Consider the following 25,134-nt stretch of genomic DNA (forward strand, 5'->3'; position numbering starts at 1 on the left):
AGTAAGTGACTGGGGTGAGTGCGGGCAGCCAACAACGCTGCGGCTTGAAAGATGACGGATATATACTGAGGATTACTATGCGAAACTGGCAGGTTCCAACCCGACGCACCGCGTTGTTCCTGGCGCTGCTGGCCGTGACCGGCCCGGCGCTGCATGCTGAGGATGCAATGAACTCCACGTCATCTCATTTCGCCTATATCGGCACCTACAATCCCAACGGCGAAGGCGTTTACCGGGTGCAGGTCGATCCGGCCAGCGGCGCGTTGAGCCACGCTACGTTGGTCAGCAACGTGCCGAATCCGGCGCAGTTGACGTTGGGTGCTGACGGCAAGACGCTGTATGTCGCCAGTGAAGTGGCCGACTTCAACGGCGGCAAACACGGCGGCATCACCGCTTACCGGGTCAATCCGGCCGATGGCGCACTGACGCAGCTCAACCAGGTAGATTCGCAGGGGGCAGGGCCGGTGTATCTCTCCTTGACGCCGGACGGCCGCCATCTGCTGGTGGCGAACTATGTCAGCGGCAGCGTGGCGGCTTTTCCGATTGAAGCGGACGGCAGCCTGGGCGCCGCCAGCTCGGTGCAGCAACAGCAGGGCCCGGCGGGCGCGGCCAAACCGGCGGCGGCGGTGAACGGCAGCTTCGCCATCAGCGATCACAACGGCCCGCATGCCCATATGATCGCCAGCGATCCGAGCGGCAAGTTCGTGTTCTCCACCGATCTGGGGTTGGATCGCATCTACCAATGGCGCTTTGACGCCGCGAGCGGCCGGCTGACGCCGAACGATCCGCCGTGGATCGCCGCCTCTTCCGCCGGCGCCGGCCCGCGCCACTTTGTGTTCCACCCGGACGGCGACACCGTGCTGCTGGTGAACGAAGAGGCCTCGACGTTGACCAGCTACCGTTTTGATCGCCAAAAAGGTACTCTGAAACAACTGCATGCGGTTTCCGCGCTGCCCGCCGACTATCAGGGCACCAGCTTCGCTTCGGGGCTGGCGCTCAGCAAGAACGGCGACACGCTGTACGTCGCCAACCGGCTGCATAACAGCATTGCCCAGTTCAGCGTGGGCGCCGGCGGCGAGTTGACACCGGTGGCGGAAACCTGGACCCGCGGCGATTATCCGCGTTCGCTGGCGCTGAGCCCGGATGGCCGCTATCTGTATGCGCTGAACCAGCGCAGCGATAACGTCACTCGCTTCAGCGTCAACCCGACGGACGGCAAACTCAGCTTTGTGGGCGGCTATCTGCCGATCGGCAGCCCCTCGCAAATGGCGTTCCTGCCGCCGGCGAAGTAACCCGTGGCCCGCCCGGTTCGCCGGGTGGGCCGCCTGATTGACGGACACAGAATGGTGCGATTTCCTTACCCGCGTTTGGCTTACTTGTTCGATGCTTTGCAAACCGAGACTTTGCCGCAGGATGAGCTGGCGAAGCGTTTCGCCGTGTCCACCCGCACGGTGCGGGCGGATATCACCGCGCTGAACGAGATCCTGGACAAATACGGTGCGCGCTTCGTGCATAGCCGCGGGGCCGGCTATCGTTTGCAGGTCGATAACGCCGCGCTATTCAGCGCCCTGCAGCATCAGGAGCGCCGCAAACAGGCCACCCCGCGCAGCGCGCAGGAGCGGGTGCATTATCTGCTGGTGCGTTTTTTGACCTCAGCCTTCTCCCTCAAACTGGAAGATCTGGCCGACGAGTGGTTCGTCAGCCGCGGCACGCTGCAAAACGACATGGCTGAGGTGAGAGAGCGTCTGGCGCACTATCAATTGACGATCGAAACCAAGCCGCGCTACGGCATGAAGCTGTTCGGCGCGGAGATGGCGATCCGCGCCTGCCTGACCGATCTGCTGTTCCAGCTGCAGTTGGCCGACGCCGAGAACCCGTTGCTCAACAACGAGATCCTGTTGCAGCCGCAGGTGGCGGCGTTCGCCGGATTGTTGCACCCGCTGTTGTCGCAATACGCCATTCGCCTGACCGACGAGGGCGAGCAGTACCTGATCTTCTACTGCGCGGTGGCGCTGCGGCGCATCAACGACGGTTATCCGCTGCCGGACTTCGAGGTGGAGGACGGCGACGAGGCGGTGCGTCAGGTGTCGACCCGTCTGGCGGCGGAGCTGCGCGCGGCCTCCGGCAAAGAGATCTCGATGGCCGAAGAGGCCTATCTGCGGGTCAACATCGCCGCGCGGCGCGTGCAGGACGTGCAGCCGACCGAGATCAACGCCGACGATGAAGAGGCGCTGGTGGACTACATCCTGTCCTACATCAACGCACACTATAACTACAACCTGCAGGGCGACGAGCAGCTGCGGGCCGATCTGCTCACCCATATCAAGACCATGATTACGCGGGTGAAATACCAGATCAATATCCCCAATCCGCTGCTGGCCAACATCAAGCAGCACTATCCGATGGCTTACGACGTGACGCTGGCGGCGGTCTCCAGCTGGGGCAAGTACACCCCCTATACCCTGAGCGAGAACGAGATCGGCTATCTGGTGTTGCACATCGGCGTGGGGCTGGAGCGGCATTACAACATCGGTTATGAACGCCACCCGCAGGTGATGCTGGTGTGCGACACCGGCAACTCGACGGTGCGCATGATCCAGGCGCAGATTGCGCGCAAGTACCCGCAGCTGGTGATGACGCGCATCGTCTCGCTGCGCGATTACGAGATGCTCGCGCACATCGACGAAGACTTCGTGATTTCCAACGCCCGCATCGGCGAGAAGAACAAGCCGGTGGTGGTGATGTCGCCGTTTCCGACCGATTATCAGCTGGAGCAACTGGGCAAGCTGGTGCTGGTGGATCGCACCCGGCCGTACATGCTGGAGAAGTTCTTCGACGCCGAACATTTTATGGTGCTCAACGAGCCGCTGACGCAGGCGGAGCTGTTCAGCCGGGTGTGCGGCCAGCTGGAGCGAGAAGGGTACGTCGGCGCGGACTTTTATCCGTCGGTGGTCGAACGCGAGGCGATCGTCTCCACGCTGCTGGGCGAAGGTATCGCGCTGCCGCATTCGCTGGGGCTGCTGGCGAAGAAGACCGTGGTGGTGACGCTGCTGGCGCCGCAGGGCGTCGCCTGGGGGGAAGGTGAGGTTGCGCACGTGATTTTCCTGCTGGCGATCAGCAAGAGCGATTATGAAGAGGCGATGGCGATCTACGAGCTGTTCGTCACCTTCGTGCGTGAACGTTCAATGAGCCGCCTGCTGGGCAGCGACAGTTTCGACAGCTTCAAAGCGGTGGCGCTGGACTGCCTGAGCCGGAGTTGAGGGCTAATCCGCTTCCGGCAGGAACAGGGCCGGGGGCAGATTGAAACGCTTGGCCAGCGCCATAATGTGCGGAATGGTCAGCGATCTTTTACCGTTCAGGATTTGGTTAACCAACGACTTTTTACCGATCTCATGTTCAAAATCACTTTGGCTGAGTTGGTGCTGTTCCATAAGGACGCGAAGCGCGGCTACCCCCTGTGGTAACTGGGCGATACGCTGGTTGAATGCGGTAAATTCGGCGCTGTTGTCTTCATATTCGGCGATCTTTTTTGCCAGCATGTCAATCAGCGGATGGTGTTCGTCGTTTTCCAGCAGGTATTCCACCAATTCAAGCGCTTCCCGGTAGTCTTGCTGAGCGCGGCTGCCCTGCAACAAGGGCACGGCGCGCAGTAGCGCATCGGCCGCCTTAATAGCATCTGTAATCATGATGAACTCCTTCGATAGTGCTGCATCAGCTTGTCGTATTCGGCGTGGCTAACGATATGCTTTATGAAGACTTTCTGTGTCTCGAAGCTGGCAAAGAACAAGATCCGCAGGTGGTTGCCGCCGACGTCAATGACCCACCATTTCTCTTTGTATTTCATACGATCGAGCGAAGGAAAAAGCGCTTTTAACTCGTCCGGCGTGCGGAACTCGCCCCGTCGCAATGTTTTATAAATGGCCTCGAGAGCAGTGGCTTCATTGGGATATTGCTTCGTTGCGTTATTGAACGGTTCCCTGGAAATGATATGCATCGTTCCTTCGATTCCTACCCGGTGAACATTATAGCGACTGCCGGTGAAGTTCACAAATTGTAAACTTTTCGTTGTCCCGTAAGCAAAGCGTGGGGAAACACCCGCCTGTTGTCTGTTTTTGCGTTACACACTATTGCGATTATCGTGGTGGGGGTAAATCCATGACGTGAATTTACAGGCGGTTACGGCTGATTCTGGAAGCGGATTCGCAAAGTGAGAAACGGGAGGGCTACGTTATGGGAGGGGCGGAGGCAACACATGCGCCGAGGCGACGCATGGGGAGAGTCTCAGCGACTAATCTTCATCAAACCCGGAGTTGAACAGCTCGACCACCGCCGCCAGCGCGTTGACTTCGTCGGGGCCGGTCGCTTCGACTTCGATATGCCGGCCCTGGGCGGAGTCCAGCATCAGCAGCGCGATGACGCTGCTGGCTTCGGCTTCGGTGCCGCTTTCGTTGCGCAGCATCACTTCGGCGTCGAAGCTTTGCACCAGTTCGAACAGTTTCATCGCCGGGCGCGCGTGCATGCCCAGCTTGTTTTTGATTTCAACCGTCTGTTTGACCGTCATTGTTTGCGCTTTTCCAGCGTGCGGTGGCGCGACTGCACGTTCTTGCCGCGCGAGCGGAAGTAATCGGCCAGCTGTTCCGCCACGTACACCGAACGGTGCTTGCCGCCGGTACAGCCGATGGCGACCGTCAGGTAGCTGCGGTTGTTGGTTTCCAGCATCGGCAGCCACTGTTCCAGATAGCTGCGGGTCTGGTAGATGAAGTTGTGCACTTCGGTATGGCGATCGAGGAACGACGCCACCGGTTTGTCCAGGCCGGTCATCGGCCGCAGCTTCGGATCCCAGTGCGGGTTCGGCAGGAAGCGCACGTCGAACACGTAGTCGGCGTCGATCGGGATACCGTGTTTGAAGCCGAAGGATTCGAACACCATGGTCAGTTCGCGCTCGCGCTTGCCCAGCAGGCGGGTGCGCAGCATTTCGGCCAGTTCGTGCACCGACATTTCCGAGGTGTCGATAATCAGGTCCGCCCGCGAGCGCAGCGGTTCGAGCAGATCGCTCTCTTCGTCGATGGCGCTTTCCAGCGACAGGTTTTTGCTGGAGAGCGGGTGCAGGCGGCGGGTGTCGCTGTAACGGCGGATCAGCGTGTTGCGATCGGCGTCGAGGAACAGCAACTGCGGCGAGAAGCTGTCCGGCAGCTGAGTCATCGCGTATTCGAACACTTCCGGTGATTCAGGCATGTTGCGCACGTCGATGCTGACTGCTGCGGAGATATTGCGTTCCGCCAGCGTATTGGCGAGCTGCGGCAGCAGCACTACCGGCAGGTTGTCAACGCAGTAAAAACCCATGTCTTCCAGCGCCCGCAAGGCGACGGATTTTCCGGAACCGGAACGGCCGCTGACAATCATCAGCACCATGTGGCAACTCCCCTGGCATCGCGGCGGCGTTCATCGCCACCGTTAAACTTTGTTATTCCGGCCGTGGCCGGATCCATCATCATAAAACAGTATCGTTATCCGGGCTGGAAGTCACGCCGGCCGGGCATCACTCGGTGATGATTTGGTAAAGTTCTTCGTCGCTCTGCGCGGCGCGCAGGCGGCGGCATACGGTTTTGTCGGCCAGGCGTTTGGCGACCAGCGACAGCGTATGCAAATGGGTTTTGCACTGATCGGCAGGCACCAGCAGCGCGAACAGCAGGTCGACCGGCTGGTTGTCGATAGCGTCGAAAGCGATGGGTTGGTCGAGACGGATAAACACGCCAACGGCCCGCAGTGTGTCCTCTTCCAGTTTGCCGTGGGGAATGGCGATACCGTTGCCGATACCGGTGCTGCCCATGCGCTCCCGGGTGAGAACCGCGTCAAACACCACCTGCGAAGGCAGATTGAGCTGTTTGGCGGCCAGTTCGCTGATAATTTCCAAAGCCCGCTTCTTGCTGGTGCAGTGTACCGAGCTTTTGGTGCACTCGATGTTTAACACCGAGCTTAATTGCATATATTCGTTGTTCATCTCATCTTCACTTAAAACCGCGCCGCCGGGCGAACCCGGCAAGGCGGTTTTTCGTCGGTTTTAACCCTGATTACCGTTCGGCGCGTCACCCATGCGGGTCACGCGCCGAAGGGTGAGGCGGCGACGGATGCCGCCTCATGGAATGGGTTAGGGTGTCAGTGTTGCTTCAATTTGTCTTTATGTTTGTTCAATTGACGTGCCAATTTGTCGATCAGCGTATCAATTGCGGCATACATATTCTCGTCTTCCGAGGTGGCGTGCAACTCGCCTCCATTCACGTGCACCGTTGCTTCCGCAATTTGCTGCACTTTTTCCACACTTAATACAACATACACCTGATTGATGCGATCAAAATACTGTTCGAGTTTGGCGAACTTGTTGTTCACGAACTCGCGCAACGGATCGGTGATTTCGATGTGGTGTCCGGTAATGTTGAGCTGCATAGTGTCTTCCTTCTCAATAGAGGTCAAACCAACTGTTTACGCTGGTTCGACGGCGGGATGGACAAAGACTCTCGGTACTTGGCGACGGTGCGCCGCGCCACGATGATCCCCTGATCGGCGAGCAGGGTGGCCAGCTTGCTGTCGCTGAGTGGTTTGGCGGGGTTTTCCGCCGCAATCAATTTCTTCACCAACGCGCGGATCGCCGTCGAGGAGGCTTCGCCGCCGCTGTCGGTATTCACGTGGCTGGAGAAGAAATATTTCAATTCGAAAATGCCGCGCGGGCTGTGCAGAAACTTCTGCGTGGTGACGCGCGAGATCGTCGATTCATGCATCTCCACGGCCTGGGCGATATCCGCCAGCACCATGGGTTTCATAAACTCTTCGCCTTGCTCGAAGAACGCCTGCTGTTGATCGACGATGCAGCGGGTGACCTTCAGCAGCGTCTCATTGCGGCTCTCCAGGCTTTTAATCAGCCACTTGGCTTCCTGCAGGTTGCTGCGGATGAACTGGCCGTCGGCTTCGCTGCGGGCGCTGTTGCCCAGCGCGGCGTATTGCTGATTGATCTTCAAACGCGGCACGCTGTCGCCGTTGAGCTCGACCGTCCATTTGTTCTGCGTCTTGCGCACCAGCACGTCCGGAATCACGTATTCCGATTCGCCGGTATTGATCGACTGCCCCGGGCGCGGATCGAGCGACTGAATCAGCAGCATCGCTTCTTTCAGTGTATCTTCTTTTAGCCGGGTTGATCGCATCAGGCTGCGAAAGTCGTGGTTGGCCAGCAGATCCAGATGGTCGCTGATGATCAGCCGCGCTTCGGCCAGGTAAGGGGTGTCTTTGGCGTATTGGGAGAGCTGCACCAGCAGGCAATCGCGCAGATCGCGCGCGGCGACGCCGATCGGATCGAAACGTTGCACGCGCTTCAACACCGCCTCGACTTCCTCGAGGGTCACGTTTTCGTCGCCCAGGCTTTCCAGAATGTCTTCCAGCGGCACGGTGAGATAGCCGGTGTCGTCCACCGCGTCGACGATGGAGGTGGCGATGGCGGCGTCGGTATCGGAAAACGGCGTCAGATCCACCTGCCACATCAGGTAATCCTGCAGCGTTTGGGTGGTCTCGCCCTGATAGACCGGCAGCTCGTCGTCGCTGTAGTCGGTGCCGGTGCCGGACGGCGTGCCGGCGGTGTAGATCTCATCCCAGGTGGCGTCCAGCGGCAGCTCTTCCGGCATGTCTTTCTGTTCCAGCGCCTCGCGGGTATCGAGCCCCTCGGTCTCCTGGGTTTCTTTGGCGTCGATTTCGTCGTGCAGATCGGTCTGTTCAAGCAGCGGATTGCTCTCCAGCGCCAGCTGGATCTCTTGCTGAAGCTCAAGCGTGGACAACTGCAGCAGGCGGATCGCCTGCTGGAGCTGAGGAGTCATGGCCAGCTGTTGACTGAGCCTGAGTTGCAAACCTTGCTTCATAGTTTTCTGTCTACTTCCGTTAACGGTGTCGCCCCGCAGGGCGCGCCGGCGCTTAGAGGCGGAACTCTTCGCCCAGATAAACGCGTTTAACCTGCTCGTCGGCCAGAATAGCATCCGGCGTGCCGTGGGCAATCAGTTTGCCCTGGCTGACGATGTAGGCGCGTTCACATACGTCCAGCGTCTCGCGCACGTTGTGGTCGGTGATCAGCACGCCCAGGCCGCTGTCACGCAGGTGCTCGATGATTTTTTTGATGTCGATAACGGAAATCGGATCCACCCCGGCGAAGGGTTCGTCCAGCAGAATGAATTTCGGGTTGGCCGCCAGCGCGCGGGCGATTTCGACGCGGCGGCGTTCACCGCCGGACAACGCCTGGCCAAGGCTGTCGCGCAGATGGGAGATATGGAACTCTTCCATCAGCTCCTTGGCACGGTCTTCGCGCTGTTCGCTGGTGAGGTCGGGACGGATCTCCAGCACCGCCATCAGGTTGTCGTACACGCTCAGGCGGCGGAAGATCGACGCTTCCTGCGGCAGGTAACCAATACCGCGGCGCGCGCGGGCGTGCAGCGGCAGCAGGCTGATGTCTTCTTCGTCGATCACGATGCGCCCGGCGTCGCGCGGCACGATGCCGACCACCATGTAGAAGGTGGTGGTTTTACCTGCACCGTTCGGGCCGAGCAGGCCGACGATCTCGCCGGATTTCACTTTCAGGCTGACGTCTTCGACAACTTTACGGCCCTTGTAGGCTTTCGCCAGGTTTTCTGCGATGAGTGTTGCCATAAGTGATTAGTTACTCTTTTTTTGCTCGTTTTTGTCTTGCAACTGCGACGGTACCAGAACCGTTGTCACGCGTTTGCCTTTATCGCTAAACGCCTGCATTTGCTGCTGTTGCACCAGATAGGTGATGCGATCGCCTTTCACGTTGCTGTCGAGCTGCTCCAGATAGGCGTTGCCCGTCAGGGTCACCAGCTGGGTCGCCACGTCGTAACGCACTTTCTGCGCGTGGCCTTTGACCGGCTTGCCGCTGTCCTGCATCTGGTAGAAGGTTACCGGGTTGCCGAACGCTTCAATATAGGTCTTATTCTGATCTCCGCCCGGGCGGGTGACTACCACCTTGTCTGCGCGAATATCGATGGTGCCCTGTTTGATCACCACGTTGTCGGTGAAGGTGCTGACGTTGCTTTGCATGTCCAACGACTGCTTGAGCGAGTCGATGCTGACCGGCTGGCTGGAGTCGGATTTCAGCGCCAGAGCGGGGGCGCTGGCGGCCAAAACTAAGCTGCCGAGCAACAGGTTACGGAGTTGGTTTTTGGTTCTGAATTTCATAGTTGGTCTTAACCTTATCAATCAGCTCAGCGGTTTTGGTCCGCAGGTTCCCACGCATTTTCATGCCGTTAGAGGTAAAATTGGTCCCGTAAAGCGTGACTTCGTCATCGGAGGTGACGTCCTGGGTGACCAGGTTTACCTGAGCGTTGTCCGTCTTAATTTTTTCCAGCTGCGAGGTGGTGGTCAGGCTGTTCACCTCGACGTGACCATACAGATACAGCATTCGGTCTTTAGTCAGTTTGGCGCGATCGGCGCGAACTGACCAGGTGGCCACCGCATTCTCATCGAACAGCGTCATCACCGGCTGGGTGAACCAGCTCAGCTCGCCGGCGGTGTAATACTTCGCGTCTTCCGCCACCAGTTTGTAATTCAGTTTACCGGCCGGGTTGTACACCACGGTGACCGTGTGCTGGCTCTGGTAGGTCGGATCCTGATCGTTGACCGGGCCAGGGGCCGTGTCGTCGCTGAAGTCCGTCATGTTCCAGCCGATCAGCGCCAGAACGATCACCGTCAACAGGATGGTGATCCACAGTTTGGTTTTACTCATATCGACAGCCCTTTGGCGTCCTCCAGCTTATTTTGAGCCAAAAGAATGATGTCGCACAGTTCGCGTACCGCGCCGCGGCCGCCGGCAATGCGGGTGACGTAGTGGGCGCGCGGCGTCAGCAGCGGATGGGCGTCCGCCACCGCGACCGCCAGGCCGACCTGCGCCATCACCGGCCAGTCGATCAGGTCATCGCCGATATAGGCGACCTGATCCGCCGTTAACGACAGTTTATCCAACAGTTCGCGGAAGGCCAAAAGCTTATCGGACTGCCCCTGATACAGATGGGTGATGCCGAGCGTCTGCGCGCGGTCCTCCAGCAGCTTGGCGGAGCGCCCGGTGATGATCGCCACCTCGATGTCTGAGGTTTTCAAGCAGCGGATGCCGTAGCCGTCGCGCACGTTGAACGCCTTCAGTTCTTCACCGTTGTTGCCCATGAAGATCAGGCCGTCCGACAGCACGCCGTCAACGTCGCAAATCAACAGGCGGATGTTCCCGGCACGCGCCATAACCTCTTGTTCTACCGGCCCGTAGCAGGTTTCTACCATACCCATTCCGTTCTATTCCTTAATTAAACGACGCCGGCGCGCAGCATGTCATGCATATGTACCACACCCAGCAACTGGTCGCCATCGGCAACCAGCAGCGCGGTGATGTGGCGTTGTTGCATCAGGTTCAATGCATCGACCGCCAGGATGTTGGGGCGCACCCGCACGCCGCCCGGCGTCATGACATCGGCAATCTTCGCCTCGTGCAGGTTGATGCCCATGTCGAACACCCGGCGCAGGTCGCCATCGGTAAAGATGCCGGCGATTTTCATCAGATCGTCGCAGATCACCGTCAGGCCCAGATTTTTGCGGGTGATTTCCAGCAACGCGTCGCGCAACGAGGCGTCGGCGCTGACGTGGGGAATTTCATCGCCGCTGTGCATGATATCGCTAACCCGCAGCAGCAGTTTGCGGCCGAGTGCGCCGCCCGGATGCGACAGCGCGAAATCTTCCGGCGTGAAACCGCGCGCTTTCAGCAGCGCGACGGCCAGCGCATCGCCCATCACCAGCGTGGCGGTGGTGCTGGTGGTCGGCGCCAGCCCCAGCGGGCAGGCTTCCTGCGGCACCTTGATGCACAGGTGGATATCCGCCGCTTTACCCATCGAGCTTTCCGGATTGTTAGTCATACAGATGAGGGTGATCTGTTGGCGTTTCAACACCGGGATCAGCGCCAGGATCTCGCTGGACTCGCCGGAGTTGGAGATGGCGAGCACGATGTCCTGCGGGGTGACCATGCCCAAATCGCCATGGCTGGCCTCCGCCGGATGAACGAAGAATGAGGGCGTGCCGGTGCTGGCGAAGGTCGCGGCGATCTTGCAGCCGATGTGGCCGGATTTGCCCATGCCCATCACCACCACTTTGCCGCCGCAGGCGGCGATGGTTTCGCAGGCGCGGGTGAAGTCTGCGTTGATGTAGCTGTCGAGCTGAGCCAGCCCTTCACGCTCTATCTGAAGCACTTCTTTGCCGGCCTGTTGAAAATCGAAGCCCGGTTGCAACTCAATGTTCGACATACTCATTCCCGTCGGTTTAGCCGAAAGTACTGAAAGGGTTAAAGAACAGCACCGCAAGATACGCAATAAAGCCGCATAATAACAGCGCGCCCGCCAGGTGGCCGATGCGATGTTTGCGGCCGATGCACAGCACGCTCAGCAGCACGCTGGCCGCCAGCATCACCCAGTAATCGCGCTGGAAGGCGGCGGTGTCAACGCTGCCCGGCGACAGCAGGGCGGGTACGCCCAGCACGATCACCGTGTTGAAAATATTGGAGCCGATGATATTGCCAATCGCCATATCATCCTCGCCCTTGAGCGCCCCGGCGATGGAGGTGGCCAGTTCGGGCAGGCTGGTGCCGATGGCGATAATGGTCAAACCGACCACCAGTTCGCTCAGACCGAAATAGTGCGCGATCACCGTCGCGTTATCGACCACCATTCTGGAAGAGAGCGGCAGAATGATAAACGCCAGCACCAGCCACAGCACCGCCACGGTATTGCTGCTGTCCTGCGGCAGCTCGGCGATCTGCTCCATGGTCAGGCTGTCGCTGCCCTCGCGCTGCGCCAGCCGGGCGATTTTCAGCATCAGCAGGATGAAGCCGGCGGCGGCGGCCAGCAGCAGCACGCCGTCCAGCCTGCTCAGGGTGCCGTCCATCAACACGAAACCGCATAATACTGTGACCGCTAACATCAGCGGCAGTTCGCGCCGCAGTATTTCAGAGCGCGCGGCCAGCGGGTGAATCAGCGCCGCCACGCCCAGAATCAATAAAATGTTGGTGATGTTGGAACCTAATACGTTGCCAACGGCCATATCTATCTGCCCGTTCAGCGCGGCGGTGGTAGACACGATCAGCTCCGGCAGCGAGGTGCCGATGCCGACGATGGTCATGCCGATGATCAGCGGCGGTACGCCGAGCGAGCGGGAAATCACGGCAGCACCATAAACTAAGCGGTCTGCACCGTACACCAGTAGAAATAAACCAACGATTAATAATGCTATCGCGAGAAACATGCAGGGTCCTTTGTCGGGTATTATCCCGGTTCGTTGGTTAAAGCCGTCAATGCGGCGGTATTGCTTGCCCTCCGTTGCGCGCGTTTGAGCCGCAGCAACGGTTTTCCCCGGCTAATAGTTGAACAGTTTCGTTTTTTTTCGTTATGGCGCCAATTTTGACCGGGTGGCGCGGAAAAGTAAAACCAATGGCACCATTGGTTGCGAAATGGCAGTAAGTTTTTGTAAAGATGAGACGGATTGCGCCCATTGCTTTAACATCACGGGTAGATTCAGCAAAAGATGAGTCGTAAAGGATCCATTAACATGCTCCAAAAGGCAGATAATTTGGTCGAAGTGCGCGACATGAGCTTCTCGCGCGGCGACCGACGGATATTTGAAGACATCAACCTGACGGTGCCCCGCGGTAAGGTCACGGCGATCATGGGGCCATCAGGCATCGGCAAAACCACGCTGCTGCGCCTGATCGGCGGCCAGCTGGCGCCGGACAGCGGGGAGATTTGGTTCGACGGCGACAACATTCCCGCGTTGTCCCGCCGTCAGTTATACGACGCGCGCAAAAAGATGAGCATGCTGTTCCAGTCGGGCGCGCTGTTTACCGATTTGACCGTATTCGAAAACGTGGCCTACCCGCTGCGCGAGCACAGCAACCTGCCGGAGCCTTTGTTGCACAGCACGGTGCTGATGAAGCTGGAAGCGGTGGGGCTGCGCGGCGCGGCCCAACTGATGCCCAATGAGCTTTCCGGTGGCATGGCGCGCCGGGCGGCGTTGGCGCGCGCGATCGCGCTGGACCCGGAAATGATCATGTTCGACGAACCCTTCGTTGGCCAGGATCCGATCACCATGGGGGTGCTGGTCAAGCTGATCGACGAGCTGAACCATGCGCTGGGCATTACCTGCATCGTGGTGTCGCACGACGTGCCGGAGGTGCTGAGCATCGCCGACTACGCCTACATCGTGGCCGACAACCGGGTGATCGCCGAAGGCACCACACAGCAATTGCAGAACAATCCTGATGCGCGCGTGCGCCAGTTCCTGGATGGTATAGCGGATGGGCCGGTGCCGTTCCGCTATCCGGCCGGGGATTATCAGACCGAACTGCTAGGCTTAGGGAGTAAATAAGCTCATGTTATTAAGAGCGTTAGCGTCGTTGGGGCGCAGTGGCATCAACACCAGCGCCAGCTTTGGCCGCGCCGGGTTGATGCTGTTCAACGCGTTGATTGGCCGGCCGGAACCCGGCAAGCAGTGGCCGCTATTGTTGAAACAGCTCTACAGCGTCGGCGTGCAGTCGCTGCTGATCATCATGGTCTCCGGGCTGTTTATCGGCATGGTGCTGGGCCTGCAGGGCTATATCGTGCTCACCACCTACAGCGCCGAGGCCAGCCTTGGCATGATGGTGGCGCTGTCGCTGCTGCGCGAGCTGGGGCCGGTGGTCACGGCGCTGCTGTTTGCCGGCCGCGCCGGTTCCGCGCTCACGGCGGAAATCGGCCTGATGAAGGCGACGGAGCAGATCTCCAGCCTGGAAATGATGGCGGTTGATCCGCTGCGGCGCATCGTGGCGCCGCGCTTCTGGGCCGGGCTTATCAGCATGCCGCTGCTGACCATCATCTTCGTGGCGATCGGCATTTGGGGCGGTTCGGTGGTCGGCGTGGATTGGAAGGGCATCGACAGCGGCTTCTTCTGGTCGGCGATGCAGGGCGCCGTGGAGTGGAAAAAAGATCTGCTCAACTGCCTGATCAAAAGCGTGGTATTCGCCATTACCGTAACCTGGATTGCCATTTTCAATGGGTACGACGCCGTGCCTACCTCTGAAGGGATTAGCCGGGCGACGACGCGTACCGTGGTGCATTCGTCACTGGCGGTGTTGGGATTGGATTTCGTGCTGACCGCACTGATGTTTGGGAATTGATTCGATGCAAACGAAGAAGAGTGAAATCTGGGTTGGGGCATTTATGCTGATCGCGCTGTGCGCCATCGTGTTTATCTGCCTGCAGGTGGCGAACCTTAAATCGATCGGCAGCGAGCCGACCTACCGCATTTACGCGACGTTCGACAACATCGGCGGCCTGAAACCGCGTTCGCCGGTGAAAATTGGCGGCGTGGTGATCGGCCGCGTGGCGGACATCGAACTCGATTCGAAAACCTACACGCCGCGCGTGGCGCTGGATATCCAGAAAAAGTACGACCAAATCCCGGATACCAGTTCGCTGGCGATCCGCACCTCCGGCCTGCTGGGCGAGCAATATCTGGCGCTTAACGTGGGCTTTGAAGATCCTGATATGGGCACCACCATCCTGAAAGATGGCGGCACCATTCAGGACACCAAATCAGCCATGGTTCTGGAAGACCTGATCGGCCAGTTCCTGTATAAAAGCGGCGGTCAGGACAGCGCCAAATCGGGAGACGCGGCCGCTGAGCCGGCTGCCGGCGCCGCACCGCAACCCGCTGTTCCAAATCATTAAGAGAGGATACCTGCATGTTTAAACGTTTACTGATGGTGGCTCTGCTGGTGGTTGCACCGCTGGCGAGCGCAGCCGACCAAACCAATCCCTACAGCATGATGCAAGAAGCGGCGCAGAAGACTTTCAGCCGTTTGAAGAACGAACAGCCGAAGATCAAGCAGGACCCGAACTACCTGCGTGCCATCGTGCATCAGGAACTGATGCCGTTCGTGCAGGTGAAATACGCCGGCGCGCTGGTGCTGGGGCGTTACTACAAAGAGGCAACGCCTGCGCAGCGCGAAGCTTACTTCACCGCCTTCCAGGCTTACCTGGAGCAGGCTTACGGCCAGGCGCTGGCGATGTATCACGGCCAGACTTACCAGATCGCGCCTGAACAGCCGCTGGGCAATGCCGACATCGTGGCTATTCGCGTCACCATCATCGACAACGGCGGCCGCCCGCCGGTGCGTCTGGATTTCCAATGGCGCAAGAACAGCAAAACCGGCTACTGGCAGGCGTATGACATGATCGCCGAAGGCGTCAGCATGATCACCACCAAGCAAAATGAGTGGGCGTCTACGCTGCGTACTCAGGGCATCGACGGCCTGACCAAGCAGCTGCAGGCCGCCGCCGCGCAGCCTATCACGCTGGACAAGAAAAACTGATGTCGGCAGCGCTCAGCTTCGAATCAGAGCGGCAGACGCTGATCCTGCGCGGTGAACTGGACCGGGAAACGCTGCAGCCGCTGTGGCGGCAGCGCGCCGTGCTGATGGCGGATAAAACCGCGATCGACGTGGCGCAACTGCAGCGCGTGGACTCCGCCGGGCTGGCGCTGTTGCTGCATCTGCAGGAAGAGCAGCGCCAACGCGGCGTAGCGCTGAAAATTTTCGGCGCTACCGAGCGCCTGAAAACGCTGATCGCGCTCTACAACCTGCAGGCGATAATGCCTGTCGATACCGCCGGTTAGCGGCGTTTTAGGCCGCTCTTGCGTGGTAAAACGATACAAAGCCCCTGTTATGCAGGGGCTTTTTCTTTAGTTTAAGAAAACATCGTATTCCACTAAGATACTAGGCTGTTTATGATCCTTTAGCGGCAGAACTGGATACTATGGAAACCAACGAGATTAAAGACGTGCTGATGCAGGCATTGGCACTGGATGAAGTACATGTGACGGGCGACGGTAGCCATTTTCAGGCGATCGTGGTCGGTGAACTGTTCGCCGGCATGAGCCGCGTCAAAAAACAGCAGACGGTTTACGCACCGCTGATGGAATACATTGCGGACAACCGCATTCATGCCTTGTCTATTAAGGCGTACACCCCTGAAGAGTGGCAGCGAGACCGCAAACTCAACGGATTTTAAGGCTGTTTGCCCTGCCGGGCGGGCAGCTTCAGATTAGATAACAGAGAGTAGTCAGATGGATAAATTTCGTGTGCAGGGTCGGACCCGCCTGAGCGGTGAAGTGTCTATTTCCGGGGCCAAAAACGCCGCCCTGCCGATCCTGTTCGCCGCCCTGTTGGCGGAAGAGCCGGTCGAGCTGCAGAATGTCCCTAAGCTGAAGGACATCGACACCACCATTAAACTACTCAACCAGTTGGGTACCAAGATTGAGCGCAACGGTTCGGTCTTCGTGGACGCCAGCGGCGTGAACGAGTTTTGCGCCCCTTACGATCTGGTGAAAACCATGCGCGCTTCCATTTGGGCGCTGGGGCCGCTGGTGGCGCGTTTCGGCCGCGGTCAGGTTTCCCTGCCGGGCGGCTGCGCGATTGGCGCGCGTCCGGTCGATCTGCACATCACCGGCCTGGAGCAGTTGGGCGCTGAGATCAAGCTGGAAGAAGGCTACGTCAAGGCGTCCGTCGAGGGCCGCCTGAAGGGCGCGCACATCGTCATGGACAAGGTGAGCGTGGGCGCGACCGTGACCATCATGAGCGCCGCGACCCTGGCGACCGGCACCACCGTTATCGAAAACGCCGCGCGTGAGCCGGAAATTGTCGATACCGCCAACTTCCTCAACACGCTGGGCGCGAAGATCAGCGGCGCAGGCAGCGACAAGATCACCATCGAGGGCGTCGAGCGTCTGGGCGGCGGCGTGTACCGCGTGCTGCCTGACCGCATCGAGACCGGCACCTTCCTGATCGCCGCCGCGGTTTCCGGCGGCAAAGTGATGTGCCGCAACACCCGTCCGGACACGCTGGATGCGGTGCTGGCCAAGCTGCGCGAAGCCGGTGCCGATATCGAAGTGGGCGAAGACTGGATCAGCCTGGACATGCACGGCAAGCGCCCGAAAGCGGTCACCGTGCGCACCGCGCCGCACCCGGGCTTCCCGACCGACATGCAGGCTCAGTTCAGCCTGCTGAACCTGGTGGCGGAAGGCACTGGCGTCATCACCGAGACCATCTTCGAAAACCGCTTCATGCACGTGCCGGAACTGATCCGCATGGGCGCACACGCGGAGATCGAGAGCAACACCGTGATCTGCCATGGCGTTGAACAGCTGTCCGGCGCTCAGGTGATGGCGACCGATCTGCGCGCTTCCGCCAGCCTGGTGATCGCCGGCTGCATCGCCGACGGTGTGACCGTTGTCGATCGCATCTATCACATCGATCGCGGCTATGAGCGTATTGAAGACAAGCTGCGCGCGCTGGGTGCGAACATCGAGCGAGTGAAAGGCGAGTAAGTCATTAGCGCCGGCGCGGCTGCGTCGGTAGGATGAATAGCAAAGGGCCGGCTATCAATGCCGGCCCTTTTTTAATTGCTGTCTTCCGGGAATTCACCCACCGTCATTTTCAACGTAATGCGTTTGCCGTCGCGCAGCACGATAACCGGTATCTCGGTGCCCGGCCTGATCTCCGCCACCTGGTCCATGGTTTCCAGCACGGATACCGCCGGTTTGTTATCCACGTTGATGATGATGTCGTTGATCTGGAAACCGGCGTTGCTCGCCGGGCCGTTCGGCGTAATTTCGGTCACTATGATGCCCTGCAGGCGATCGATGCCGGAATTGGAGGGGCGCAGCGGAATGATCTCCTTGCCCTGAATGCCGAAATAGCCGCGGATAACGCGTCCGTCGCGGATCAGCTTGTCCATGATCTTGGTAGCCAGTTCGATCGGGATCGCAAAGCCCAGTCCTTCCGGCGTTTCGCCGTCGGTGATTTTGTCATAGGTCAGGGTGTTGATACCGATCAGCTCACCCAGCGAGTTGACCAGCGCTCCGCCGGAGTTGCCGCGGTTGATTGAGGCGTCGGTCTGCAGGAACGTCTGCCGGCCAGTGGTGCTCATACTGATGCGTCCGGTAGCGCTGAGGATACCCTGAGTCACGGTTTGCCCCAGGTTATAGGGGTTGCCGATCGCCAGCACCACGTCGCCGACGTGGGCAACGCGATTTTTATTGGTCGGGATCACCGGCAGGTTGCCGGGATCGATCTTCAGCACCGCCAGGTCGGTCAGGCCGTCGGAGCCGACCAGCAGCGCTTCATAGCGGCGGCCATCCTGCAACACCACGGTGATCTGCTGAGCGTCTTTGATCACGTGGCGGTTGGTGATGATATAGCCGCGTTCGTTCATGATCACGCCGGAACCGAGCGACAGCACGTTGGCGGCGCCGTTCAGGTTACGGTTGTAGATGTTCACCACGGCAGGGGCGGCGCGGCGCACCGCCTTGTTGTAGCTCACCGGCGTTTCGTCGCTGGTATTCTCGGTTTTCTCTGCAAACAGGCCGTTGGAAGAGCGCAGCATGGGCAGGGCGGCCAACAGCAGGCCGGCAACGATGAGACCGATAACGACAGAACGCAAGAGCTTAGCAAACATGGAGTTTTCGTGGTGTGGTGAACGATGTTCGGAGGATAGCATGAGTTAACCGGGCGCAGTATGTCACCGAGCCCGGTTTTTGCACAAATTAACGCAGCAGCAGATAAATGGTTTCGTTACCGCGCACGATATTGAGCGCCATCACCGGTGGCTTGGCTTCCAGCACCTTGCGCAGCGCGGTGATACTGTCCACGCGCTGGCGGTTGACGCCGATGATCACGTCGCCTTTTTGCAGGCCGATTTGCGCCGCCGTCGAGCCTTTATCCACGTTCTCCACCTTCACGCCCTTGTCGCCGCTCGGCAGCGCGCCGTTGCTGAGGGATACTCCCTGCAGCGCCGGCGACAGCGTTTCGGCGTTGGTCGAGGCGCTCTCGCTGTTGTCCAGCGTGACCGAGACTTCCTGCGGTTTACCGTCGCGCAGCAGGCCTACCTTGAGCGTTTTGCCCGGTGCGGTGGTGCCGACCTTGGCGCGCAGTTCGGCAAAGCTGTTCACCGGTTTGCCGTCGACGGAAACCAGAATATCCCCGGCTTTGATGCCGGCCTTGGCGGCGGCGGATTTCGGCAACACTTCGCTGACGAAGGCGCCGCGCTGCGCGTCGGTGTTGAAGGCTTTGGCCATGTCCGGGGTCATTTCACTGCCCTTGATGCCAAGCAGGCCGCGTTTCACTTCGCCGAATTCGATCAGCTGCTGGCTCAGGTTCTGCGCCATATTGCTCGGAATGGCGAAGCCGATGCCGACGTTGCCGCCGCTCGGCGCCAGAATGGCGGTATTGATGCCGATCAGTTCGCCGTTCAGGTTAACCAGCGCGCCACCGGAGTTGCCGCGGTTGATGGAGGCGTCGGTCTGAATGAAGTTTTCCAGCCCTTCCAGATTCAGGCCGGTGCGGCCCAGCGCCGAGATGATGCCGGAGGTGGCGGTTTGGCCCAGGCCGAACGGGTTGCCGACCGCCACGGCGAAGTCGCCGACGCGCAGCTGGTCGGAATCGGCCATCTTGATGGCGGTCAGGTTTTTGGTATCGCTGAGCTGCAGCAGGGCGATGTCGGACTGTTCATCGCGCCCGACCAGCTTGGCGTCCAGCTCGCGACCGTCGTTCAACTGCACGCGGATTTTATCGGCGTTGTTGATGACGTGGTTGTTGGTCAGCACGTAGCCCTTGGCGGCGTCGATGATCACGCCGGAACCCAGCCCTTCAAACGGGCGGGAGCTCTGCTGTTGGCCGGGGAAGTTGGGGCCGAAGAAGCGTCTGAACTCTTCCGGCAACTGTTGACGCTGCACCTGGGTGCCGGCGACATGCACGCTCACGACGGCGGGCAAGACTTTTTCCAGCATCGGCGCCAGGCTCGGCAGCGGCTGCCCCTGCACGGCGACGGGCAGGGCCGCGTTGGCCGCCGGTGCGGCGCTGAGCGCCAGACCGAGGCTCATTGCCAATGCACTAAGAATTAACGACTTTTTCTTCATTGATGATAACTCTCTCAATACCTGCCGATGAAAATTTGATGATAAGGCAATCGCCTTGTCATAGTGAAGGGTAAGACCGTGAATTTGCGTGCAAAGTTCAGTAAAGGTAATGCGAAGGAAGGTCAATATGGCACAAACGGGATTAAACCCGCGGGAGGCCCCGCGGGCGAAGAAGGAATATCAGTCGCGGCGTGCGCTTTGACCGCGCAGCAGGCCGGAGGCCCCTTCCGAATAGTCGCGCGGCATTTCCACCGGCGCCTGATCGTTGTCCGCTTCCGCTTCGGTCAGGCGATAGCGGAACGGGTTCTCCTGCATCGGCAGATCCGGCAGCAGGTTGTTGGAGCTTTTCGCCATGTGCTGATACAGCTGGCGATAATCGCGCGCCATGTTATCCAGCAGCTCGGCGCTGCGGGCGAAGTGGCCGACCAGCTCCTGACGGTACTCTTCCAGCTCGGTTTTGCTCTTGTCCAGCTCATTCTGCAAGACTTGTTGTTGACGCAATTTACGGTTGCCAAAACGCATCGCCACCGCACCAATCACGATACCGACGACCAAACCAATCAGCGCATACTCCCAGGTCATGATGACTCCTATTTTGACTTCGTTGTTCCGCAGGGATTTTTCACTTAATAATATCCACTATAACCGTTAACCTTGTCCGAGTGGAATCCTGATGCGCTTCCACCTAATTTTTACAGGGTTTTCAGCGGCGCCCGCAGCGGGCATTTGTGGCGATAACGGTGCGAATCGGCATCAACTTGCCGCCAACGTTGGCTAAATAATTTCTAAGCGTTCTTAGGGAACATCGAACAGATGCAGGCACTATCACCGTTATCTCGCTACCAGCAGGCGCTGGATGCGGGGGAATATCAGGCCGATGAGGTTCAACGCCGGGCCGTCACTCAACTGGATCGCATTTATCAGGCTCTGCGGCAAAAGCCGGCGGCGAACGCGCCTGCCGGCGGGCTGCGCGGCAAGCTCAGCCGCTTGCTGGGCAAGGGCGGCGACACGGCGCCGCAGCGCCCGGTGCAGGGGTTGTATATGTGGGGCGGCGTCGGGCGCGGCAAAACCTGGTTGATGGATATGTTCTTCCACAGTTTGCCGGGCGATCGCAAAATGCGTCTGCACTTCCACCGCTTCATGCTGCGGGTGCATGAAGAGCTGACCGAGTTGCAGGGGCGGGAAAACCCGCTGGAAATCGTCGCCGACGGCTTTAAGGCCGAGACCGACGTATTGTGCTTCGACGAATTCTTCGTCTCCGACATCACCGACGCCATGCTGCTGGCCACGCTGCTGCAGGCGTTGTTCGCGCGCGGCATCACGCTGGTGGCCACCTCGAACATCCCGCCGGACGATCTGTACCGCAACGGTCTGCAGCGGGCACGTTTCCTGCCGGCCATCGATCTGATCAACGAGTACTGCGACGTGATGAACGTCGACGCCGGCATCGACTATCGTCTGCGCACCCTGACCCAGGCGCACCTCTACCTGACACCGCTGAGCGACCAGACGCGTGAGGCGCTGGATCGGATGTTCGTCAAGCTGGCGGGCAAGGCGGGGGAGGACGCGCCGGTGCTGCAGATCAACCATCGGCCGCTGCAGGCGATCCGTTCGGTGGACGGCGTGCTGGCGGTGGATTTCCACACGCTGTGCGAAGAGGCGCGCAGCCAGCTGGACTACATCGCGCTGTCGCGGCTGTATCACAGCGTGATCCTGTATAATGTGCAGGTGATGGGGCCGCTGAAAGAGAATACCGCGCGCCGTTTCCTGGCGCTGGTGGATGAATTTTACGAGCGTCACATCAAGCTGGTGATCGGCGCCGAAGCGTCGATGTTCGAGATCTATCAGGGGGTGCAGCTGAAATTTGAATTCCAGCGCTGCCTGTCGCGCCTGCAGGAAATGCAGAGCGAAGAGTACCTCAAGCTGCCGCATCTGCCCTGAGCCCGCCGGGCCTATCGCCGGTTGTCCGCCGCCGGCGATAAATTTATTTTCCATTCAAAAACCGTTCGATCTTTGTGAGCGACTTCTCTATAATCTTGCGACCCCACGTTACAACAAAGTTTTTTTTCCCAAAAACTTTATAGTGCCGGCAATGGCTATTCGAAGGGGTAGGTTTGCTGGACTTGTATGGTCGTGTGAGCCTCAACTGTTTTCGAGCGTTTGGGTGTTCACCAACGTGTAACTAATTATTGGGTAAGCTTTCTAATGAAAACTTTTACAGCTAAACCAGAAACCGTAAAACGCGACTGGTACGTTGTTGATGCAGATGGTAAAACTTTAGGCCGTCTCGCTACTGAACTGGCTCGTCGCCTGCGCGGCAAGCATAAAGCGGAATACACCCCGCACGTGGATACCGGTGATTACATCATCGTTCTGAACGCTGACAAAGTTGCTGTAACCGGCAACAAGCGTACAGACAAAGTGTACTACCACCACACCGGCCACATCGGTGGTATCAAGCAAGCGACCTTTGAAGAGATGATTGCCCGCCGTCCTGAGCGCGTGATTGAAATCGCGGTTAAAGGCATGCTGCCAAAGGGCCCGCTGGGTCGTGCTATGTTCCGTAAACTGAAAGTTTACGCGGGCACCGAGCACAATCACGCGGCACAGCAACCGCAAGTTCTGGACATTTAATCGGGATTAATGGCAATGGCTGAAAATCAATACTACGGCACTGGTCGCCGCAAAAGCTCCGCCGCTCGCGTCTTCATCAAGCCGGGCAACGGTAACATCGTTATCAACCAGCGCAGCCTGGAACAGTACTTCGGTCGCGAAACTGCCCGCATGGTAGTTCGTCAGCCGCTGGAACTGGTCGACATGGTTGGCAAACTGGACCTGTACATCACCGTTAAAGGTGGTGGTATCTCCGGTCAAGCTGGCGCTATCCGTCACGGTATCACCCGTGCACTGATGGAATACGATGAGACTCTGCGTTCTGAACTGCGTAAAGCTGGCTTCGTCACCCGTGACGCTCGTCAGGTTGAACGTAAGAAAGTCGGTCTGCGTAAAGCACGTCGTCGTCCGCAGTTCTCCAAGCGTTAATTTTCGCTGCTTCGGCAGTGCGATTTACGCAAAAAACCCGGTGCTTCACCGGGTTTTTTTACGCCTGAAATCCGCCGTCCCCGACTAAAATCTGTGGCATATCAGACAATTCAACATGAATTCGCCGCACCGCCCCCACAAAACAAGCAGAATCTGGTAAACTATCATCCACTTTTGCGCCTGTTCGCCGTGCAGTTGACCTCCTGGGCCGGTTTTTTATGGGCTCGGGTCGCGCTGCGTGCTGCCGGCCTGCGGCAAGATTATTCAGGATAGCAGCCTGTCAGTTGGCTATTCGCAGTATTTTCTAGATAACTTGGAGGTTTTCATGGCTGTCGCTGCCAACAAACGTTCGGTAATGACGCTGTTCTCTGGCCCGACCGACATTTTTAGCCATCAAGTACGTATCGTACTGGCGGAGAAAGGTGTCAGCGTCGAGATCGAGCAGGTCGAAATGGATAACCTGCCGCAAGATCTGATTGACCTCAACCCTTACCAGACGGTGCCTACGCTGGTCGATCGCGAACTGACCCTGTATGAATCCCGCATCATCATGGAATATCTGGATGAGCGTTTCCCGCACCCGCCGCTGATGCCGGTTTACCCGGTTGCCCGTGGTGAGAGCCGTCTGATGATGCTGCGCATCGAGAAGAACTGGTACTCGCTGATGGACAAGATCGAGAAGAGCAGCGGCCAGGAAGCGGAATCCGCCCGTCGCCAACTGCGCGAAGAGTTGCTGGCGATCGCGCCTATCTTCGGTCAGGCGCCGTATTTCATGAGCGAAGAGTTCAGCCTGGTGGATTGCTACCTGGCGCCGTTGTTGTGGCGTCTGCCGCAGTTGGGCATCGAATTGAGCGGTGCCGGTTCCAAAGAGCTGAAAGGCTACATGACCCGCGTCTTCGAACGCGACGCCTTCCTGGCTTCCCTGACCGAAGCCGAGCGTGAAATGCGCCTGCAGACCCGGGGCTAAGCGCGATGGACATGTCTCAGATGACGCCGCGTCGCCCGTATCTGCTGCGGGCGTTCTACGACTGGCTGCTGGATAACCAACTGACGCCGCACCTGGTGGTCGACGTGACTCGCCCGGACGTGCAGGTGCCGATGGAGTTCGCGCGTGACGGCCAGATCGTGCTGAATATCGCGCCGCGCGCGGTAGGCAACCTGGCGTTGGGTAACGAAGACGTGCAGTTCAACGCGCGCTTCGGCGGCGTGCCGCGTCAGGTTTCGGTGCCGATGGCCGCCGTGCTGGCGATCTATGCGCGTGAAAACGGCGCCGGCACGATGTTCGAACCGGAAGCCGCCTACGACGAGAGCGAAGGCGTGTTCGAAGGTCTGGACAATGAGACGATCCCTTCGGAAACCCTGATGTCAGTGATCGACGGCGATCGCCCGGATACCGCGGAAGACAACGGCCCGGATGACGAACCGCCGCAGCCGCCGCGCGGTGGCCGCCCGGCGCTGCGCGTGGTGAAATAACCCCGTGAGAACAAACGAAAAAGCACCCCATGGGGGTGCTTTTTTTTTGCCCGGCAGACGCGGGTCAGCCTTTCAACGCGGCAATGCAGGCGTCGCGCGGCGCGCTGAGATCGCCTACGCGTACGGTAGACAGGGCGTGGGTTGCGCGCTCACGGAAACTGCTGATGGCGGTGTCGCCTTGCACTTCCGGCGGTGCGGTGCAAATGTCATTGAGCGGCAGATCGTTGCCTTTGTTGAGCGCCTGCAACACCGCCGCCGGATTGTAGATCAGGGCTGCGGAGAGGGCCGATTTGATGCCGGCGGTAAAGCCGGCATTGCCGCCGCCGGCCAACTTGGGCGCCAGGGCAATCCAGCTGTCGTCCCCCAGCCGGATGCTGTTTTCCACGGCGCCGAACTGCCCGGCCTTGCCCAACTGCGCCACGACCGGCCGTGCGCCGCGCGCTTCGATATTGTAACCAACCTCCTGCGAATCCAGCGCCATGGCTGAAGCGCTGAAATTGACGGCCAGCAGCGCGCCGGCCAACAGGGAAATGGAGCATTTCATGTTCGCTATCCTTATCTCGGTGTCAGGCGCAGCCGCGCCCCGCAATGGTG

31 protein-coding genes are annotated in these 25,134 nt (G+C 59.2%); 14 read left to right on the forward strand and 17 right to left on the reverse strand.

All coding sequences use genetic code 11. The features are described 5' to 3' along the window. Positions 1–77: 77 nt before the first annotated feature. Together ACMGF9_RS01970 and ACMGF9_RS01975 are read left to right on the forward strand one after the other, a co-directional pair. Complete coding sequence (locus ACMGF9_RS01970; protein WP_015379180.1) at positions 78–1,292, forward strand: lactonase family protein; 1,215 nt, start codon at positions 78–80, stop codon at positions 1,290–1,292. A 51-nt stretch (positions 1,293–1,343) separates the two neighbouring features. After that, positions 1,344–3,260, forward strand: a complete 1,917-nt coding sequence (locus ACMGF9_RS01975) for a BglG family transcription antiterminator (RefSeq protein ID WP_015379179.1) — start codon at positions 1,344–1,346, stop codon at positions 3,258–3,260. Between the two features lie 3 nt (positions 3,261–3,263). Here ACMGF9_RS01975 and ACMGF9_RS01980 read toward each other — a convergent pair whose 3' ends face one another. The 13 genes from ACMGF9_RS01980 to ACMGF9_RS02040 form a co-directional block, all read right to left on the reverse strand. Continuing rightward, positions 3,264–3,686 carry a helix-turn-helix domain-containing protein gene (locus ACMGF9_RS01980; protein ID WP_015379178.1) on the reverse strand — a complete coding sequence of 141 codons (423 nt, stop codon included), beginning with the start codon at positions 3,684–3,686 and terminating at the stop codon, positions 3,264–3,266. After that, positions 3,683–3,994: a type II toxin-antitoxin system HigB family toxin gene (locus tag ACMGF9_RS01985; protein ID WP_118891648.1), complete on the reverse strand. Its 312-nt coding sequence runs from the start codon at positions 3,992–3,994 to the stop codon at positions 3,683–3,685. Before ACMGF9_RS01985 ends, ACMGF9_RS01980 begins: the two co-directional genes overlap by 4 nt. A gap of 294 nt (positions 3,995–4,288) precedes the next feature. Further along, positions 4,289–4,561, reverse strand: a complete 273-nt coding sequence (gene npr, locus ACMGF9_RS01990) for a PTS phosphocarrier protein NPr (protein ID WP_004937034.1) — start codon at positions 4,559–4,561, stop codon at positions 4,289–4,291. Continuing rightward, positions 4,558–5,412, reverse strand: coding sequence for an RNase adapter RapZ (rapZ, locus tag ACMGF9_RS01995; protein ID WP_015379177.1), 855 nt, complete (start codon positions 5,410–5,412; stop codon positions 4,558–4,560). The genes npr and rapZ overlap by 4 nt, the downstream gene beginning before the upstream one ends. Before the next feature lie 127 nt (positions 5,413–5,539). Further along, positions 5,540–6,001, reverse strand: a complete 462-nt coding sequence (gene ptsN / locus ACMGF9_RS02000; RefSeq protein ID WP_016930212.1) for a PTS IIA-like nitrogen regulatory protein PtsN — start codon at positions 5,999–6,001, stop codon at positions 5,540–5,542. Positions 6,002–6,156: 155 nt separating this feature from the next. Beyond that, entirely contained in the window at positions 6,157–6,444 is a 288-nt protein-coding gene (gene hpf, locus ACMGF9_RS02005; RefSeq protein WP_004937038.1) for a ribosome hibernation promoting factor, read from the reverse strand. Positions 6,445–6,467: 23 nt separating this feature from the next. After that, the gene (gene rpoN, locus ACMGF9_RS02010; RefSeq protein WP_021505109.1) at positions 6,468–7,901 is read right to left on the reverse strand and encodes an RNA polymerase factor sigma-54; all 1,434 of its coding nucleotides are present in this window, start codon (positions 7,899–7,901) and stop codon (positions 6,468–6,470) included. Between the two features lie 52 nt (positions 7,902–7,953). Further along, positions 7,954–8,679: an LPS export ABC transporter ATP-binding protein gene (lptB, locus tag ACMGF9_RS02015; protein ID WP_004937040.1), complete on the reverse strand. Its 726-nt coding sequence runs from the start codon at positions 8,677–8,679 to the stop codon at positions 7,954–7,956. A gap of 6 nt (positions 8,680–8,685) precedes the next feature. Then, a complete protein-coding gene (lptA, locus tag ACMGF9_RS02020; protein WP_004937045.1) occupies positions 8,686–9,225 on the reverse strand; it encodes a lipopolysaccharide ABC transporter substrate-binding protein LptA in 540 nt (179 codons plus the stop codon). Next, complete coding sequence (gene lptC, locus ACMGF9_RS02025; protein ID WP_004937047.1) at positions 9,194–9,772, reverse strand: LPS export ABC transporter periplasmic protein LptC; 579 nt, start codon at positions 9,770–9,772, stop codon at positions 9,194–9,196. Before lptC ends, lptA begins: the two co-directional genes overlap by 32 nt. Next, entirely contained in the window at positions 9,769–10,323 is a 555-nt protein-coding gene (kdsC, locus tag ACMGF9_RS02030; RefSeq protein ID WP_021505108.1) for a 3-deoxy-manno-octulosonate-8-phosphatase KdsC, read from the reverse strand. Before kdsC ends, lptC begins: the two co-directional genes overlap by 4 nt. A gap of 17 nt (positions 10,324–10,340) precedes the next feature. After that, on the reverse strand, positions 10,341–11,327 hold the full coding sequence (kdsD, locus tag ACMGF9_RS02035; RefSeq protein WP_004937051.1) for an arabinose-5-phosphate isomerase KdsD: 987 nt from the start codon (positions 11,325–11,327) through the stop codon (positions 10,341–10,343). A 16-nt stretch (positions 11,328–11,343) separates the two neighbouring features. Beyond that, positions 11,344–12,321, reverse strand: a complete 978-nt coding sequence (locus tag ACMGF9_RS02040) for a calcium/sodium antiporter (protein WP_004937053.1) — start codon at positions 12,319–12,321, stop codon at positions 11,344–11,346. A 303-nt stretch (positions 12,322–12,624) separates the two neighbouring features. Here ACMGF9_RS02040 and mlaF point away from each other — a divergent pair, with 303 nt between their 5' ends. The 7 genes from mlaF to murA all read left to right on the forward strand — a co-directional run bounded on the left by mlaF (position 12,625) and on the right by murA (position 17,436). After that, the gene (gene mlaF / locus ACMGF9_RS02045) at positions 12,625–13,440 is read left to right on the forward strand and encodes a phospholipid ABC transporter ATP-binding protein MlaF (protein ID WP_015379174.1); all 816 of its coding nucleotides are present in this window, start codon (positions 12,625–12,627) and stop codon (positions 13,438–13,440) included. 4 nt (positions 13,441–13,444) lie between these two features. Further along, positions 13,445–14,227 (forward strand): lipid asymmetry maintenance ABC transporter permease subunit MlaE, encoded by a 783-nt coding sequence (mlaE, locus tag ACMGF9_RS02050; protein WP_004937059.1) that lies wholly within the window; start codon positions 13,445–13,447, stop codon positions 14,225–14,227. Between the two features lie 4 nt (positions 14,228–14,231). Beyond that, the gene (gene mlaD / locus ACMGF9_RS02055; protein ID WP_004937061.1) at positions 14,232–14,780 is read left to right on the forward strand and encodes an outer membrane lipid asymmetry maintenance protein MlaD; all 549 of its coding nucleotides are present in this window, start codon (positions 14,232–14,234) and stop codon (positions 14,778–14,780) included. Between the two features lie 14 nt (positions 14,781–14,794). Next, the gene (mlaC, locus tag ACMGF9_RS02060) at positions 14,795–15,424 is read left to right on the forward strand and encodes a phospholipid-binding protein MlaC (protein ID WP_004937063.1); all 630 of its coding nucleotides are present in this window, start codon (positions 14,795–14,797) and stop codon (positions 15,422–15,424) included. Continuing rightward, positions 15,424–15,726, forward strand: coding sequence for a lipid asymmetry maintenance protein MlaB (gene mlaB / locus ACMGF9_RS02065; RefSeq protein WP_118891649.1), 303 nt, complete (start codon positions 15,424–15,426; stop codon positions 15,724–15,726). Before mlaC ends, mlaB begins: the two co-directional genes overlap by 1 nt. Before the next feature lie 140 nt (positions 15,727–15,866). After that, the gene (ibaG, locus tag ACMGF9_RS02070; RefSeq protein WP_004937066.1) at positions 15,867–16,121 is read left to right on the forward strand and encodes a BolA family iron metabolism protein IbaG; all 255 of its coding nucleotides are present in this window, start codon (positions 15,867–15,869) and stop codon (positions 16,119–16,121) included. 55 nt (positions 16,122–16,176) lie between these two features. After that, positions 16,177–17,436 (forward strand): UDP-N-acetylglucosamine 1-carboxyvinyltransferase, encoded by a 1,260-nt coding sequence (gene murA / locus ACMGF9_RS02075; RefSeq protein WP_004937068.1) that lies wholly within the window; start codon positions 16,177–16,179, stop codon positions 17,434–17,436. Between the two features lie 71 nt (positions 17,437–17,507). Here the strand turns inward: murA and degS are convergent, their stop codons facing one another. The 3 genes from degS to zapG all read right to left on the reverse strand — a co-directional run bounded on the left by degS (position 17,508) and on the right by zapG (position 20,607). Then, positions 17,508–18,566, reverse strand: coding sequence for an outer membrane-stress sensor serine endopeptidase DegS (degS, locus tag ACMGF9_RS02080; RefSeq protein WP_004937070.1), 1,059 nt, complete (start codon positions 18,564–18,566; stop codon positions 17,508–17,510). Between the two features lie 88 nt (positions 18,567–18,654). Next, positions 18,655–20,025, reverse strand: coding sequence for a serine endoprotease DegQ (gene degQ, locus ACMGF9_RS02085; protein WP_004937072.1), 1,371 nt, complete (start codon positions 20,023–20,025; stop codon positions 18,655–18,657). A gap of 180 nt (positions 20,026–20,205) precedes the next feature. Continuing rightward, positions 20,206–20,607, reverse strand: a complete 402-nt coding sequence (gene zapG / locus ACMGF9_RS02090) for a Z-ring associated protein ZapG (RefSeq protein WP_004937074.1) — start codon at positions 20,605–20,607, stop codon at positions 20,206–20,208. A gap of 231 nt (positions 20,608–20,838) precedes the next feature. On the opposite strand from zapG, the gene zapE reads away from it, so the two are divergent. The 5 genes from zapE to sspB all read left to right on the forward strand — a co-directional run bounded on the left by zapE (position 20,839) and on the right by sspB (position 24,540). Next, positions 20,839–21,966, forward strand: coding sequence for a cell division protein ZapE (gene zapE, locus ACMGF9_RS02095; RefSeq protein WP_004937077.1), 1,128 nt, complete (start codon positions 20,839–20,841; stop codon positions 21,964–21,966). A 264-nt stretch (positions 21,967–22,230) separates the two neighbouring features. After that, positions 22,231–22,659: a 50S ribosomal protein L13 gene (gene rplM, locus ACMGF9_RS02100; RefSeq protein ID WP_004937079.1), complete on the forward strand. Its 429-nt coding sequence runs from the start codon at positions 22,231–22,233 to the stop codon at positions 22,657–22,659. Between the two features lie 15 nt (positions 22,660–22,674). Beyond that, positions 22,675–23,067, forward strand: coding sequence for a 30S ribosomal protein S9 (gene rpsI / locus ACMGF9_RS02105; RefSeq protein WP_004937080.1), 393 nt, complete (start codon positions 22,675–22,677; stop codon positions 23,065–23,067). A gap of 325 nt (positions 23,068–23,392) precedes the next feature. Then, entirely contained in the window at positions 23,393–24,034 is a 642-nt protein-coding gene (sspA, locus tag ACMGF9_RS02110) for a stringent starvation protein SspA (protein WP_004937082.1), read from the forward strand. 5 nt (positions 24,035–24,039) lie between these two features. Beyond that, the gene (sspB, locus tag ACMGF9_RS02115) at positions 24,040–24,540 is read left to right on the forward strand and encodes a ClpXP protease specificity-enhancing factor (RefSeq protein WP_004937084.1); all 501 of its coding nucleotides are present in this window, start codon (positions 24,040–24,042) and stop codon (positions 24,538–24,540) included. A 64-nt stretch (positions 24,541–24,604) separates the two neighbouring features. On the opposite strand, the gene ACMGF9_RS02120 is transcribed toward sspB, so the two are convergent. After that, complete coding sequence (locus ACMGF9_RS02120) at positions 24,605–25,084, reverse strand: hypothetical protein (RefSeq protein WP_015379171.1); 480 nt, start codon at positions 25,082–25,084, stop codon at positions 24,605–24,607. Positions 25,085–25,134: the final 50 nt, after the last annotated feature.

It is taken from the genome of Serratia sp. BNK-23 (assembly GCF_047456145.1).
Lineage (GTDB): Bacteria > Pseudomonadota > Gammaproteobacteria > Enterobacterales > Enterobacteriaceae > Serratia > Serratia nematodiphila.

Excerpts from the sequence above, each read along its gene's own strand:
- ACMGF9_RS01970 (WP_015379180.1), top strand. The coding sequence starts at position 78 with ATGCGAAACTGGCAGGTTCCAACCCGACGCACCGCGTTGTTCCTGGCG.
- ACMGF9_RS01975 (WP_015379179.1), top strand. The coding sequence starts at position 1,344 with ATGGTGCGATTTCCTTACCCGCGTTTGGCTTACTTGTTCGATGCTTTG.
- ACMGF9_RS01980 (WP_015379178.1), bottom strand. The coding sequence starts at position 3,686 with ATGATTACAGATGCTATTAAGGCGGCCGATGCGCTACTGCGCGCCGTG.
- ACMGF9_RS01985 (WP_118891648.1), bottom strand. The coding sequence starts at position 3,994 with ATGCATATCATTTCCAGGGAACCGTTCAATAACGCAACGAAGCAATAT.
- npr (WP_004937034.1), bottom strand. The coding sequence starts at position 4,561 with ATGACGGTCAAACAGACGGTTGAAATCAAAAACAAGCTGGGCATGCAC.
- rapZ (WP_015379177.1), bottom strand. The coding sequence starts at position 5,412 with ATGGTGCTGATGATTGTCAGCGGCCGTTCCGGTTCCGGAAAATCCGTC.
- ptsN (WP_016930212.1), bottom strand. The coding sequence starts at position 6,001 with ATGAACAACGAATATATGCAATTAAGCTCGGTGTTAAACATCGAGTGC.
- hpf (WP_004937038.1), bottom strand. The coding sequence starts at position 6,444 with ATGCAGCTCAACATTACCGGACACCACATCGAAATCACCGATCCGTTG.
- rpoN (WP_021505109.1), bottom strand. The coding sequence starts at position 7,901 with ATGAAGCAAGGTTTGCAACTCAGGCTCAGTCAACAGCTGGCCATGACT.
- lptB (WP_004937040.1), bottom strand. The coding sequence starts at position 8,679 with ATGGCAACACTCATCGCAGAAAACCTGGCGAAAGCCTACAAGGGCCGT.
- lptA (WP_004937045.1), bottom strand. The coding sequence starts at position 9,225 with ATGAAATTCAGAACCAAAAACCAACTCCGTAACCTGTTGCTCGGCAGC.
- lptC (WP_004937047.1), bottom strand. The coding sequence starts at position 9,772 with ATGAGTAAAACCAAACTGTGGATCACCATCCTGTTGACGGTGATCGTT.
- kdsC (WP_021505108.1), bottom strand. The coding sequence starts at position 10,323 with ATGGGTATGGTAGAAACCTGCTACGGGCCGGTAGAACAAGAGGTTATG.
- kdsD (WP_004937051.1), bottom strand. The coding sequence starts at position 11,327 with ATGTCGAACATTGAGTTGCAACCGGGCTTCGATTTTCAACAGGCCGGC.
- ACMGF9_RS02040 (WP_004937053.1), bottom strand. The coding sequence starts at position 12,321 with ATGTTTCTCGCGATAGCATTATTAATCGTTGGTTTATTTCTACTGGTG.
- mlaF (WP_015379174.1), top strand. The coding sequence starts at position 12,625 with ATGCTCCAAAAGGCAGATAATTTGGTCGAAGTGCGCGACATGAGCTTC.
- mlaE (WP_004937059.1), top strand. The coding sequence starts at position 13,445 with ATGTTATTAAGAGCGTTAGCGTCGTTGGGGCGCAGTGGCATCAACACC.
- mlaD (WP_004937061.1), top strand. The coding sequence starts at position 14,232 with ATGCAAACGAAGAAGAGTGAAATCTGGGTTGGGGCATTTATGCTGATC.
- mlaC (WP_004937063.1), top strand. The coding sequence starts at position 14,795 with ATGTTTAAACGTTTACTGATGGTGGCTCTGCTGGTGGTTGCACCGCTG.
- mlaB (WP_118891649.1), top strand. The coding sequence starts at position 15,424 with ATGTCGGCAGCGCTCAGCTTCGAATCAGAGCGGCAGACGCTGATCCTG.
- ibaG (WP_004937066.1), top strand. The coding sequence starts at position 15,867 with ATGGAAACCAACGAGATTAAAGACGTGCTGATGCAGGCATTGGCACTG.
- murA (WP_004937068.1), top strand. The coding sequence starts at position 16,177 with ATGGATAAATTTCGTGTGCAGGGTCGGACCCGCCTGAGCGGTGAAGTG.
- degS (WP_004937070.1), bottom strand. The coding sequence starts at position 18,566 with ATGTTTGCTAAGCTCTTGCGTTCTGTCGTTATCGGTCTCATCGTTGCC.
- degQ (WP_004937072.1), bottom strand. The coding sequence starts at position 20,025 with ATGAAGAAAAAGTCGTTAATTCTTAGTGCATTGGCAATGAGCCTCGGT.
- zapG (WP_004937074.1), bottom strand. The coding sequence starts at position 20,607 with ATGACCTGGGAGTATGCGCTGATTGGTTTGGTCGTCGGTATCGTGATT.
- zapE (WP_004937077.1), top strand. The coding sequence starts at position 20,839 with ATGCAGGCACTATCACCGTTATCTCGCTACCAGCAGGCGCTGGATGCG.
- rplM (WP_004937079.1), top strand. The coding sequence starts at position 22,231 with ATGAAAACTTTTACAGCTAAACCAGAAACCGTAAAACGCGACTGGTAC.
- rpsI (WP_004937080.1), top strand. The coding sequence starts at position 22,675 with ATGGCTGAAAATCAATACTACGGCACTGGTCGCCGCAAAAGCTCCGCC.
- sspA (WP_004937082.1), top strand. The coding sequence starts at position 23,393 with ATGGCTGTCGCTGCCAACAAACGTTCGGTAATGACGCTGTTCTCTGGC.
- sspB (WP_004937084.1), top strand. The coding sequence starts at position 24,040 with ATGGACATGTCTCAGATGACGCCGCGTCGCCCGTATCTGCTGCGGGCG.
- ACMGF9_RS02120 (WP_015379171.1), bottom strand. The coding sequence starts at position 25,084 with ATGAAATGCTCCATTTCCCTGTTGGCCGGCGCGCTGCTGGCCGTCAAT.